The 11,472-nt window shown below is 71.1% G+C and carries 11 protein-coding genes; 8 read left to right on the forward strand and 3 right to left on the reverse strand.

The genetic code is table 11. The features are described 5' to 3' along the window. On the forward strand, positions 1-860 hold an 860-nt coding region (locus J1C73_RS24985), incomplete at its 5' end, for a DUF2786 domain-containing protein (RefSeq protein ID WP_207318362.1). Positions 861-952: 92 nt separating this feature from the next. Beyond that, positions 953-3,094, forward strand: coding sequence for an FUSC family protein (locus J1C73_RS24990; protein WP_207318363.1), 2,142 nt, complete (start codon positions 953-955; stop codon positions 3,092-3,094). Positions 3,095-3,142: 48 nt separating this feature from the next. On the opposite strand, the gene J1C73_RS24995 is transcribed toward J1C73_RS24990, so the two are convergent. After that, positions 3,143-3,640, reverse strand: coding sequence for a hypothetical protein (locus J1C73_RS24995; RefSeq protein WP_207318364.1), 498 nt, complete (start codon positions 3,638-3,640; stop codon positions 3,143-3,145). A gap of 249 nt (positions 3,641-3,889) precedes the next feature. Between J1C73_RS24995 and J1C73_RS25000 the strand changes: the two genes are divergently transcribed. After that, positions 3,890-4,132: a DUF397 domain-containing protein gene (locus J1C73_RS25000; RefSeq protein ID WP_073733643.1), complete on the forward strand. Its 243-nt coding sequence runs from the start codon at positions 3,890-3,892 to the stop codon at positions 4,130-4,132. Between the two features lie 69 nt (positions 4,133-4,201). On the opposite strand, the gene J1C73_RS25005 is transcribed toward J1C73_RS25000, so the two are convergent. Beyond that, entirely contained in the window at positions 4,202-4,699 is a 498-nt protein-coding gene (locus tag J1C73_RS25005; RefSeq protein WP_123460080.1) for an ATP-binding protein, read from the reverse strand. Positions 4,700-5,032: 333 nt separating this feature from the next. Between J1C73_RS25005 and J1C73_RS25010 the strand changes: the two genes are divergently transcribed. The 5 genes from J1C73_RS25010 to J1C73_RS25030 all read left to right on the forward strand — a co-directional run bounded on the left by J1C73_RS25010 (position 5,033) and on the right by J1C73_RS25030 (position 9,923). Next, positions 5,033-5,914: a Sco1979 family transcriptional regulator gene (locus tag J1C73_RS25010; RefSeq protein ID WP_207318365.1), complete on the forward strand. Its 882-nt coding sequence runs from the start codon at positions 5,033-5,035 to the stop codon at positions 5,912-5,914. Positions 5,915-5,968: 54 nt separating this feature from the next. After that, positions 5,969-7,426, forward strand: a complete 1,458-nt coding sequence (locus J1C73_RS25015) for an aldehyde dehydrogenase family protein (RefSeq protein WP_207318366.1) — start codon at positions 5,969-5,971, stop codon at positions 7,424-7,426. Between the two features lie 48 nt (positions 7,427-7,474). Next, positions 7,475-8,116 (forward strand): PadR family transcriptional regulator, encoded by a 642-nt coding sequence (locus J1C73_RS25020; protein WP_207318367.1) that lies wholly within the window; start codon positions 7,475-7,477, stop codon positions 8,114-8,116. Between the two features lie 77 nt (positions 8,117-8,193). Beyond that, positions 8,194-9,141 (forward strand): ATP-binding cassette domain-containing protein, encoded by a 948-nt coding sequence (locus J1C73_RS25025; protein WP_207318370.1) that lies wholly within the window; start codon positions 8,194-8,196, stop codon positions 9,139-9,141. Beyond that, positions 9,138-9,923: an ABC transporter permease gene (locus J1C73_RS25030; RefSeq protein WP_207318368.1), complete on the forward strand. Its 786-nt coding sequence runs from the start codon at positions 9,138-9,140 to the stop codon at positions 9,921-9,923. Before J1C73_RS25025 ends, J1C73_RS25030 begins: the two co-directional genes overlap by 4 nt. 33 nt (positions 9,924-9,956) lie before the next feature. Here the strand turns inward: J1C73_RS25030 and gad are convergent, their stop codons facing one another. Further along, complete coding sequence (gene gad / locus J1C73_RS25035) at positions 9,957-11,378, reverse strand: glutamate decarboxylase (RefSeq protein ID WP_207318369.1); 1,422 nt, start codon at positions 11,376-11,378, stop codon at positions 9,957-9,959. Positions 11,379-11,472 lie beyond the last annotated feature (94 nt).

An 11,472-nucleotide genomic window follows, 5' to 3' on the forward strand; every position in this document is an offset into this window, starting at 1 on the left:
CGGGCCGGCCCGACCGGTTCTCGTACGCCTGCGAACTCCTCGGGCTGTACCGGCTGCTCCTGCGGCTGCCCGCCATCGAACCCGTCGGGCCCCCGCCCGGTGCGCCGCGCGACGGGCTGCGCCTGCCGCCCGCGCACGACGAACCCCGCATGCTGACCCGCATCCGGGCGCTGCTGGCCAAGGCGGAGGCGACCGGGTTCCCCGAGGAGGCGGAGGCGCTCACCACCAAGGCGCAGGAGCTGATGGCCCGGCACAGCATCGACGAGGCGCTGCTCGCCGCCCGTACGCACAGCAGCCGCGCGCCGGGCGCCTGCCGGATCGGGGTGGACGCCCCGTACGAGACGGCCAAGGCGATCCTGCTCGACGCCGTCGCCTCCGCGAACCGCTGCCGGGCGGTGTGGAACAGCGATCTCGGCTTCTCGACGGTCGTCGGCTTCGAGCCGGACCTGGAGGCCGTGGAGCTCCTCCACACCTCGCTGCTGGTGCAGGGCACCGTGGCGATGACCAGGGCCGAGGCGGGCCAGCGGGCCGGCGGGCGCAAACGGACCAAGACCTTCCGGCAGTCCTTCCTGATGGCCTACGCCCAGCGGCTGGGCCGCCGGCTGGCCGACGGCACCGCCCGTGCCACCGCGGCGGCCGATGCCGAGGGCGCCGCGGCCGGCCCGTCCGCCCCGGCGGACCCCGGGCTGCTGCCCGTGCTGGCCGCCCGCGACATGGCGGTCACCGACACCGCCGAGCGGATGTTCCCGCAGACCACGACCACCCGGGTGCGGGGCGCCACCGACCCGGACGGCTGGATCCATGGGACGGCCGCCGCCGACCGGGCCAGGATGGGCGCGGCTCCGGAGGTCTCCGGCTGAGGCCGGCGGGCGAACCGGTGCGAGGGCGGCCGACGCCATGAAGTCGATTCCGACAAGTCGGGCATAGCGGTAAATCCGGCTAGGCTCTGGGCATGAGTTGGCTCCGGGCGCTGAAGGAGACCGCCCGCTCGGGGCTGACGATCGAGCGGCGGCGCCTCGAACCGCTGATCGCCATCCGCGGCGCGGCCGGTCTGGCCCTGGTGATCGGCGTGAGCCTGGCCCTCTTCGGGCCCGTGGTCGCGGCCAGCTCCGCCTTCGGTGCCTTCCAGGCCGCCATCGCCACCTTCCAGCGCAGCTGGCGGCCGCGGCCGGTGCTCGCCCTCGTCTCCGGCGTGAGCCTCGGCGTGTCGACCTTCATCGGCTATGTCACCGGGTACCGTCTCCTGCTCTTCATGGTGCTGCTGGTGCTCTGGACCTTCCTCGCCGGGCTGGCCTGGGCGGCGGGTCCGACGGGCGGCATCATCGCCGCGTCCAACGTCGCGATCATGCTGGTGACGGTCACCCTGCCCACCTCCGTCGCCCAGGCGGCCCTGCACGGGGTGATGATCACGTTCGGCGGAGTGGTCCAGGCGGCGCTGATCGTGCTGTTCCCGGTCCGCAGATGGGGCGCCCAGCGCGACGCCCTGGCCGACGCGCTGGCCGCCGAGGCGGACTACGCCCGCCGGCTGCGCCACGACCCGGTCGCCCACTTCGACCCGGTGCCGCTGATGGAGGCCCGCAGCGCGGCCGCCGTCACCCCGCGCCAGGCCCGCCGCCGCCCGGCCGAGCTGCACGGCTCACGCGGGGTCGCCGAGCGGATCAGACCGGTGCTCGCCTCGCTCGCGGACCCGGCCATGGGCGTACCGGCCGAGGGGCCGGAGCGCCACCGGGTCCGTGAGCTGCTCGCCGCCGCCGGATCGCTGCTCGACGCGGCGGCCGGGGCGATCCGGCACGGCGACCCGGTGCGGCTCCCCGCCTCCGCCGTCGCCGCGCTGAAGACCCCCGACACCGGGACGCTGCTCACCGGTCCGCCGCTCCGCGCCGCCGACCGGCTCGCCGCCCTGCTCTCCGACGTCATCGAGGCGGCCGAGGGCGACGGCACCAAGGAGGAACGGGCCGAGGCCGAGGAGGCCGCCGACGCCATCGCGGCGAGCCGGGGCCGGCGGCCGGCGGAGCACCAGAGGCGCCCCACCCTGCTGCGGCTGGTCCCGGTGGTGCTCAAGTCGATGCGTGGCGAGCTGCACCGCGGCTCCCCGATCCTGCGGCACGCCATCCGGATCTCCGTCGTCGCGGGCGTCGGCTACCTCCTCGGCACCCTGCTGCCGTACGGCCACGGCTACTGGGCGCCGATGACGGCCGTCATGGTGATGCGGCCGGAGTTCTCCAAGACGTACGAACGCTCCGTGGCCCGCTTCGGCGGCACCATCGTGGGGGTCTTCCTCGCCACGGTGATCGTCGAGACCGCCCACCCCGGTGTGGAGCTGTCCGCCGCGTTCGCCGTGGTCTGCGCCCTGCTGATGTACCTGCTGATGCGCACCGGCTACGCCGTCGGGCAGGCCTGCGTCTCCGCCTACGTCGTCTTCCTGCTGGGCATGGCGGGCGACGACTGGTCGCAGACCGTGCTGGAACGGGTCGTCCTCACCCTCGCCGGCGGGCTCCTCGCGATGGTCTCGTACGCCGTCTACCCGGCGTGGGAGACCCCGCAGCTGCGCAACCGGCTCGGCGACTGGCTGAAGGAGGACGGCCGGTACGCCGCCGCGGTCGTCGACCAGTACGCCGATCCGGCCGACCGCGGTCACGACGACGTCCGCAACGCGCTGCTGCGCACCCGTGCGGCCCGTGTCGCCTGGCAGGAGGCGGTGGCCACCGCCCAGCACGAACCGGTGCGCCACCGCGGTCTCTCGCACGCCGCCGCGGACGACACCCAGCACGCCCTCTCCCAGCTCGGGCGGGTCGCGATGGTGATGGAGGCGCACCTCCCGGAGGGCGGCGCCACCCCCGTACCGGAGGCCGGCCCGCTGGCCGAGGCGTTGCGCCGGGCCACCGAGCAGGGTGCGAAAGCGGTGCGGGAGCGGCGGGTGCCGGACTGGGGGCCGGTACGGGAGGCGCTGAAGAAGTGGGACGAGGAGGAGCGGCTGCGCGAAGGAGGGACGGACCCGGTCGTGCGGAACGGGGCCCACCTCCTGCTCGAAGCCCTGGAGGATTTCTCCCTGGGCCTGGACGACGGCTCGCGGCCCGGCGCCTCCGACGACTGAGGGCGCGGCCGCCGCCGGAACGCCGAACACGCGAAGGAGGCCCGGGTGTTACGGGGTCGGCAGGCCAGGCAGTCCTTCGAGCGAGTCGGCGTCGGTCTTGCCGAGGGTGTCCTTGGTCCCGCCGTCCCACGAGACGACGAGGGTCTTGCCGTCGTTGGACTCGACGGCTCCCGCGGTCCGGTCGGTGTCGCCGTCGGCGCACTTGAGTTCCAGGGTCACCTCGTCCCCGCCCTTGGCGCTGCCCGAGCAGACATGGGAGTCGGCGACGACGACGGCCTTCCCGGATGCGACGGACAGCACGACGGCCTTGCCGTCGGTCTGCCCGGCCCAGGCGCCCTCCAGCGCCTTGAGCCCGCCGGTGGCAGCGCCGTCCTCGCCGCCCGTCGAGGAGCCGGAGCCGTCACTGCCGGCGGGCGCCGGGGTCGCGGTGGAGCCGGAACTCCCGTCCGTGTCCCCCTTGTCGCTGTCACTGCCGCACCCGGTGAGCGCGAGCGCGGTCAGCAGGCCGGTGGCGACAACTGCACCGGTACGTACGAGTTTGCGCATGTGGAATTCCCCCTGGGTGACGAAAGACCGTCCAAGCTACCAGTGAGTCGCAACGGGCCGGAGAGGGTCAACTCGGGGAATCGGGAGCCGAACCGGCCCGGCATTCGTCTCTCCTGCGAGAAGCTGTAATCAAAGGAACACCGCGCGTGCACGTGCATCTGCGCATGCATCCGCTCATGCACGGGAAATTGAACACAGCTATGATCCGAGACAGTTGACACTTGCACCTTGCAACTCGGGGAGCGTCCTGTGCACCACGTGTACAACGGCATGGCGGCGACAGAGCTCCGCGGAGTCGCCTGGCAGAAGAGCAGACACAGCAACTCCCAAGGATCCTGCGTGGAGTTCGCGAAACTGCCCGACGGGGATGTGGCGATGCGTAATTCACGGCATCCCGACGGGCCGGCGCTGGTCTATACGCCGGCCGAGATAGAGGCGCTGCTGCTCGGCGTCAAGGACGGGGAGTTCGACCACCTCATAGCGGAGGGCTGACCTCCGCCCGGCCGTGCGACACCGTGCCCGCCGCCGCGCGCGGCGTCGTCCGGTGCCGCCGTCGGTGTGTCACGCGGGGTCGGACAGCCGGAAGAGCGCCCAGACGACCTTCCCGCGAAGCGCCGCGCCGGAGGTGCCCTCCGTACCCAGTACGGGTGAGTGGTGCCAGCCCCAGCAGTCGCTGAAGGACTCCACGAGGAAGAGGCCGCGGCCCGACTCCGCGCAGTCGGCGGCCTCGGACGCCACCGGGCTCGCCTGGCTCGGGTCGCGTACCGCGCACACCAGCCGCGAGGTCCAGCGCATCAGATGCAGCCGCACGGGCGGGTCCTGCGGTTCGCGCGGGATGTCGGCGGGCAGCGCGTGCCGCAGGGCGTTGGTGACCAACTCGGAGACGACCAGCGCGACATCGTCGAACCGCTCGTGCAGACCCCAGCCGGTCAGGGTCGACCGGGTGAACTGCCTGGCCCCGCCGACGGCCTCGTAACGGGCGGGCAGCGTACAGGTGGCTGATCCGGAGACGGCAGAGGGATCGATGGGGGGAAGCCCCTGCCTTAACGGCTCGAGCATCGTCGATCCATTCGTCCCCATGCGAGGCACTCCCGGGATTCGCGGCTGTCTCGGTACTACGGGTACTCGGGTACAGCGGCACAACACGAACGAGCACGCAGGTGCGCGACACCCATGGTTCCGAATGCGCAGGGCAGATGCAAGGGCAGATGCACGTGCACGCGCCTGACCTGTCCGACCCCGTGCCGGTTCTTGCTCATTTCTTCCTGTGTGGAGTTTTGGAGTCTTGGGCAAGTCTTCCCATTTCCGTAATCGAATGAGTACGGGCTGAAGCGTTTTGATGGCAGAATCCGGCTCTTGGGGTTCAGGGGGAGCCCCGATGCCAGGGAAGCGATGGGGAGGGTTGGACCAGTGGCGGCAGGCGAGTCGAGTGGATCCGTGGTGCGGCGCATCCTGCTGGGCTCACAGCTCAGACGGCTGCGTGACTCGCGCGGTATCACCCGTGAGGCGGCCGGCTACTCCATCCGGGCTTCCGAATCGAAGATCAGCCGCATGGAGTTGGGACGGGTGAGCTTCAAGGCCAGGGACGTCGAGGACCTGCTCACGCTCTACGGCGTCACGGACGAGGTGGAGCGCGACTCCCTGCTCGGCCTGGCCCGTGAGGCCAACGTGGCAGGCTGGTGGCACAGTTTCGGCGATGTGCTGCCCGGCTGGTTCCAGACGTACATCGGTCTGGAGGGGGCGGCCTCGCTCATCCGGATCTACGAAGTCCAGTTCGTTCACGGTCTGTTGCAGACCGAGGGCTACGCCCACGCAGTCGTCTCCCGGGGAATGCGCGGCGCCCCCGCTGCCGAGATCGACCGCCGGGTCGCGCTGCGGCTGGAGAGGCAGAAGGCCCTCGTCGCCGAGCGCGCCCCCCGCTTCCATGCCGTGCTGGACGAGGCGGCGCTGCGCCGTCCGTACGGCGGGCGCGAGGTGATGCGCGAGCAATTGCGGCATCTGATCGAAATGTCGGAACAGCCGAACGTCACTCTCCAGGTGATGCCCTTCAGTTTCGGCGGACATGCGGGGGAGAGCGGCTCCTTCACGATGCTGCGATTCCCGGAATCCGATCTGTCGGACATTGTCTATTTGGAGCAGCTGACAAGTGCGCTCTATCTGGACAAGGCCGAAGAAGTCGCCCAGTACGAAAAGGCGATGGTGCGGCTCCACGAGGACAGCCCGGGTCCCGAGGAGAGCCGGGATCTGCTGCGGGGACTTCTCCAACTCTCCTGATATTTCAGTACCATGACATCCCCACAGGAGTCTGCACCTGCAGTAAGGGATCGCATGTCATTCTTCCGCGAGCTGGCCGACCAGTACATCGACGGTGAATGGCGCACCGGCACCGGCTCGTGGGACATCATCGATTTCAATCCCTACAACGGGGAAAAGCTCGCCGCGATCACCATCGCCACCGTCGAAGAGGTCGACCGCGCCTACCGCGCGGCCGAGCGCGCACAGCGGGCCTGGGCCACCACGAGTCCGTACGAGCGCGCCCGGGTCATGGAACGGGCCCTGCGCATCACCGAGGAGCTGGCCGACGAGATCGTCGAGGCCGTCATCGACGAAGTGGGCGGCATCCGGTCCAAGGCGTGGTACGAACTCCGCGCCGCCCAGGAGTTCCTGCGCGAGGCCGCGCATCAGGCGCTGCACCCCGGCGGCCGGATCCTGGCCTCCCCGCTGGACGGCAAGGAGAACCGGCTCTACCGGCAGCCCGTCGGGGTCGTCGGCGTCATCAGCGCCTTCAACTTCCCCTTCCTGGTGACGATGAAGTCGGCCGCGCCGGCCCTGGCGCTCGGCAACGCGGTCGTCGTCAAGCCCAACCAGAACGCCCCGGTGGCCGGCGGCGGGCTGGTCGCCAAGATCTTCCACGACGCGGGACTGCCGGCCGGACTGCTCAACGTCCTGGTCACCGACATAGCCGAGATAGGCGACGCGTTCATAGAGCACCCCGTACCCAAGGTGATCTCCTTCGCCGGAACGGACCGGGTCGGCCGCCATGTCGGTGCGACTGCGGGCGCGCTCTTCAAGCGCACCATTCTCGAACTCAGCGGAAACAGCGCCCTGGTGGTGCTCGACGACGCGGACATCGACTACGCGGTCGACGCCGCGGTCTTCAGCCGCTTCGTCTACCAGGGCCAGGTCTGCATGGCCGCCAACCGGATACTGGTGGAGCGCGCCGTCGCGCCCGAGTTCACCGAGAAGTTCACCGCACGAGTGGCAGCGCTGCGGACCGGGGACCCGCGCGACCCCGACACCCAGATCGGCCCGGTCATCAACACCTTCCAGGCGGACGCCCTGACCGCCCTGGTCGACCAGGCGGTCGCCGAGGGGGCCACGGCACTGGTCCGGGGCCGCACCCGCGGCAATCTCGTCGAGCCCACCGTGCTCACCGGGCTCGCGGCCGACTCCCCGCTGCTCTCCCAGGAGATCTTCGGCCCGGTGGCGCTGCTGGTCACGTTCGACGGCGAGGAGGAGGCCGTACGGATGACCAACGACAGCCCGTACGGGCTCAGCGGCGCCGTGCACACCGCGGACGCCGAACGCGGGGTGCGGTTCGCCCGGCGCATTCGCAGCGGGATGTTCCACGTCAACGACGCCACCGTCCAGGACGATCCGCTGGTCGCCTTCGGTGGCGAGAAGAAGTCCGGGACGGGCCGGCTGAACGGTGAGGCGACGGTGGACGCCTTCACCACCCAGAAGTGGATATCGATCCAGCACGGCCGGAGCGTTTTCCCGCTCTGAATCACGCACCGCTACTCTCATCAAAGTTGAGTAGAAAGGTGTGTGGGTATGTCCGCGATCCGGCTGCTGGTCCTCTGCGCCGTGCGCCAGCACGGCCGGGCGCACGGCTATCAGATCCGCAACGACCTGGAGTACTGGGGCGCCCACGAGTGGTCCAGCGCCAAGCCGGGATCGATCTACCACGCACTGAAGCAGATGGCGAAGCAGGGCGTGCTGATCGCCCACGAGGTCGCCCCGAGCACGGCCGGCGGCCCGCCGCGTACCGAGTACGAGATCACCGAGCAGGGCGACGAGGAGTACTTCACGCTGCTGCGCGCGGCGCTGACCTCGTACGACCAGAAGCTGGACGTGCTGTCGGCGGGTCTGGGCGGCATCGTCGACCTGGAGCGGTCCGAGGCGGTGTCCCTGCTCAAGGAGCGGGTGGCGGGTCTGGCCAGGTGGCGGACGTCGGTCACCGAGTACTACACGCCGGAGGCGGGCCCCGAGTCGATCGGCCACATCGGCGAGATCATGAACATGTGGGTGCACTCGGCGGACGCGGGAGCCGACTGGACGCGTGGCCTGATCGCCCGGATCGAGGGCGGGGCGTACACCTTCGCGGGTGAGGGCGATCCGTTCGTCGGCGTGCTCGCCGAGGGCGAGGAGAACCCGTACGCGACCGGTGTCGCCGATCCCGGGGACGCCCACTAATCAAGTTTGACGAATGCGGTCCGGTCGGTTACCTTTCCTTCGCTAGTCAAATTTGACTACGAGAGGGTGTGACGATTTTGACCGACGCGATCGTCGTCGAAGGAGTGCACAAGCGATACGGCGCGAAGCGGGCCCTGGACGGGCTCGACCTCACGGTCGCCCGCTCCACCGTGCATGCGGTGCTCGGTCCCAACGGCGCGGGGAAGACCACCGCGGTCCGCATCCTGTCGACGCTGCTGCGGTACGACGAGGGCCGGGTGCAGGTGGCGGGATGCGACGTACGGCGGCGGGCGGGCGAGGTCCGGCGCCGGATCGGGCTGCTCGGGCAGCACGCGGCGGTCGACGAGCGGCTCGGCGGCCGGCAGAACCTGGAGATGTTCGGGCGGCTGTACCACCTGGGAGCACGCCGGGCGGGCGTCCGGGCGGACGAGCTGCTGGACCGGTTCGGGCTCGCGGACACCGGCCGCAAGGCGGTCGCGGAGTACAGCGGCGGTATGCGGCGGCGGCTCGATCTGGCGGCCTCGCTGATCACGGACCCGGAGGTGCTCTTCCTGGACGAGCCGACGACCGGACTCGACCCGCGCGGCCGGGCGGAGGTGTGGGCGGCCGTGCGTTCCCTGGTGGGCGGCGGCACGACCGTACTGCTGACCACCCAGTACCTGGAGGAGGCCGATCAGCTCGCGGACCGGATCTCACTGGTCGACGGCGGACGGGTGGCCGCCGAGGGCACGGCCGACGAGCTGAAGGCGATGGTGGGCGGCGACCGGATCGACGTCGTCGTCCGCGACGCGGCGCAACTGGACCGGGCGGCCGGGCTGCTGACCGGCGGCGCGGTGGTGGACCGGGACCGGCGGCTGGCCGGCGCACCGGCCGGGGACCGGATGGCGACGCTCGCCCGGACCGTACGGGTGCTGGAGGAGGCGGGCATCGAGGCGGAGGACATCGCGGTGCGCCGTCCGACGCTGGACGAGGTGTTCCTGTCCCTGACCGGGCGCGGGCCCGACGACGTGGAGGTGGCGGCATGAGTGCGGCGGGCTGGGCGGCGGCCGATTCCTGGACCATGACCCGGCGCGAACTGGCGCACTGGGCGCGGCAGCCGGTGCAGGTCGTCGTGGGTCTGGTCTTCCCCGTGATGCTCCTGCTGATGTTCAACTACCTGGTCGGCGGCGGCCGGGGCGTCGAGGGCGGCACCGCCGAGTACCTGGTGCCCGGCATGCTCGCGCTCACCATGGCCTTCGGCCTGGAGTCGACCATGCTCGCGGTCACCCGGGACCTCGACAGGGGGGTCGTCGACCGGTTCCGCTCGATGCCGATGGTCTCCGGCGCGGTGCTGGTCGGCCGGTCCGTCGCGGACATGCTCCAGTCGGTGGCCGCGCTGGCCGTGATGACCGCGGTGGGGTACGCGATGGGCTGGCGCTGGCACGACGGGCCGGCCGCGGCGCTGGGGGCGGTGGGGCTGCTCCTGCTGCTGAGGTTCGCGATGCTGTGGCTCGGCATCCTGCTGGCGCTGGTGGCCGGGCGGCCGGAAATGGTGCAGGCGGTGCAGATCCTGGTCTGGCCGGTCGGCTTCCTCTCCAACGTGTTCGCGGCGCCGGAGTCGATGCCGGGGTGGCTGGGCGCGGTCGTCGAGTGGAACCCGATGTCGGCGACGGCCACGGCGGTGCGCGGACTGTTCGGCAACCCGGGCGCCGTCGGGGACTCCTGGGCCGCCGCCCATGCCGGGCTCCTCGCGGTGCTCTGGCCCTTGGCGCTGCTCGCGGTGTTCCTCCCGCTGGCGGTGCGGCGGTTCGCGCGGCTGAGCCACTGAGGGGGGCCCGGCCGCACGGCCTGGGGCCTGTCGTCAGTGGTGGAACGCCGTGGCCACGTCGTGGTCGCGGCTCAACGGGTGGTCCTGGCAGCGCAGTTCGGGCAGCAGCAGCCGCAGGTCCTCCAGCAGCAGCTCCGCGAGGTCCGAGGAGAAGCCGTTGCGGCACACGATCCGCAGCACCGACAGGTCCTGCCGGTTCGCGGGGAAGGTGTACGCCGGCACCAGCCAGCCGCGCTCGCGCAGCCGCCGCGACACGTCGAAGACGTCGTACGCCGTCACCTCCGGCGCGGTCGTCAGCGCGAACACGGGCAGCTGGTCCCCCCGGGTGAGGAGCCGGAAGTCGCCCAGGTCCTCGATCCGTTCGGCCAGCCCGCGGGCCACGTCCCGGGACGCCTGCTGCACGGCCCGGTAGCCCTCCCGGCCCAGCCGCAGGAAGGTGTAGTACTGCGCCACCACCTGCGCGCCGGGCCGGGAGAAGTTCAGCGCGAAGGTCGGCATGTCGCCGCCCAGGTAGTTGACCCGGAAGACCAGTTCCTCGGGCAGCTCGGCGGGCGAGCGCCACAGCACCCAGCCGACCCCCGGGTAGACCAGTCCGTACTTGTGCCCCGAGGTGTTGATCGAGGAGACCCGGGGGAGCCGGAAGTCCCAGACCAGGTCCTCGTCCAGGAACGGCGCCACCATCGCCCCGGACGCCCCGTCCACGTGGACGGGGATGTCGAGGCCGGTGCGCTCCTGGAGGGCGTCGAGGGCGGCGCACAGTTCCTCGATGGGCTCGTAGGAGCCGTCGAAGGTGGAGCCGAGGATGCCGACCACGCCGATGGTGTTCTCGTCGCAGAGGTCGGCGGCTGCCTGCGGGTCGAGATGGAAGCGGTCGCCCTCCATGGGGACCAGGCGCGGCTCGACCTCCCAGAAGGCGCAGAACTTGTCCCAGCAGACCTGCACGTTCACGCCCATGACCAGATTGGGCCGGGCGGTCGCCGGGTAGCGGTCGGCGTTCCGGACGGCCCAGCGGCGTTTGAGCGCGAGCGCGGCCAGCATGCAGGCCTCGCTGGACCCGGTCGTCGAACAGCCCACGGCCGTCGAGGGGTCGGGGGCCTTCCAGAGGTCGGCGAGCATCGCCACGCAGCGCCGCTCCAGCTCGGCGGTGCGCGGGTACTCGTCCTTGTCGATCATGTTCTTGTCGCGGCACTCGCTCATCAGGACCCCGGCCTGGGGTTCCATCCAGGTGGTGACGAAGGTGGCGAGGTTGAGCCGCGAGTTGCCGTCGAGCATCAGCTCGTCGTGCACCAGGCGGTACGCGGTGGCGGGCGGCAGCGCCCCGTCCGGCAGCTTGTGCCGGGGTGGCGCCGACTCCATCCCCGCTGTCGGATCGGCCTCCCCGAAGAACGGGTTGAGGGCCAGCCTGCGGTGCTCTGCGGACGGTTCACTGCGGGGTGAGTCCTTGTGGAGCGGCATCGCCGACCTGCCCTTCTCGGTTCCTGGCCGCGAGGCCGTGCATAGATGGATCAATCAGACAATACGGATAGCGTGCGGGTCCGGCGCGCCGGAC

The sequence above is a fragment of the Streptomyces laculatispora genome, assembly GCF_017353455.1.
Lineage (GTDB): Bacteria > Actinomycetota > Actinomycetes > Streptomycetales > Streptomycetaceae > Streptomyces > Streptomyces laculatispora.

Excerpts from the sequence above, each read along its gene's own strand:
- J1C73_RS24995 (WP_207318364.1), bottom strand. The coding sequence starts at position 3,640 with ATGCGCAAACTCGTACGTACCGGTGCAGTTGTCGCCACCGGCCTGCTG.
- gad (WP_207318369.1), bottom strand. The coding sequence starts at position 11,378 with ATGCCGCTCCACAAGGACTCACCCCGCAGTGAACCGTCCGCAGAGCAC.
- J1C73_RS25020 (WP_207318367.1), top strand. The coding sequence starts at position 7,475 with ATGTCCGCGATCCGGCTGCTGGTCCTCTGCGCCGTGCGCCAGCACGGC.
- J1C73_RS25030 (WP_207318368.1), top strand. The coding sequence starts at position 9,138 with ATGAGTGCGGCGGGCTGGGCGGCGGCCGATTCCTGGACCATGACCCGG.
- J1C73_RS24990 (WP_207318363.1), top strand. The coding sequence starts at position 953 with ATGAGTTGGCTCCGGGCGCTGAAGGAGACCGCCCGCTCGGGGCTGACG.
- J1C73_RS25010 (WP_207318365.1), top strand. The coding sequence starts at position 5,033 with ATGGGGAGGGTTGGACCAGTGGCGGCAGGCGAGTCGAGTGGATCCGTG.
- J1C73_RS25005 (WP_123460080.1), bottom strand. The coding sequence starts at position 4,699 with ATGCTCGAGCCGTTAAGGCAGGGGCTTCCCCCCATCGATCCCTCTGCC.
- J1C73_RS25015 (WP_207318366.1), top strand. The coding sequence starts at position 5,969 with ATGTCATTCTTCCGCGAGCTGGCCGACCAGTACATCGACGGTGAATGG.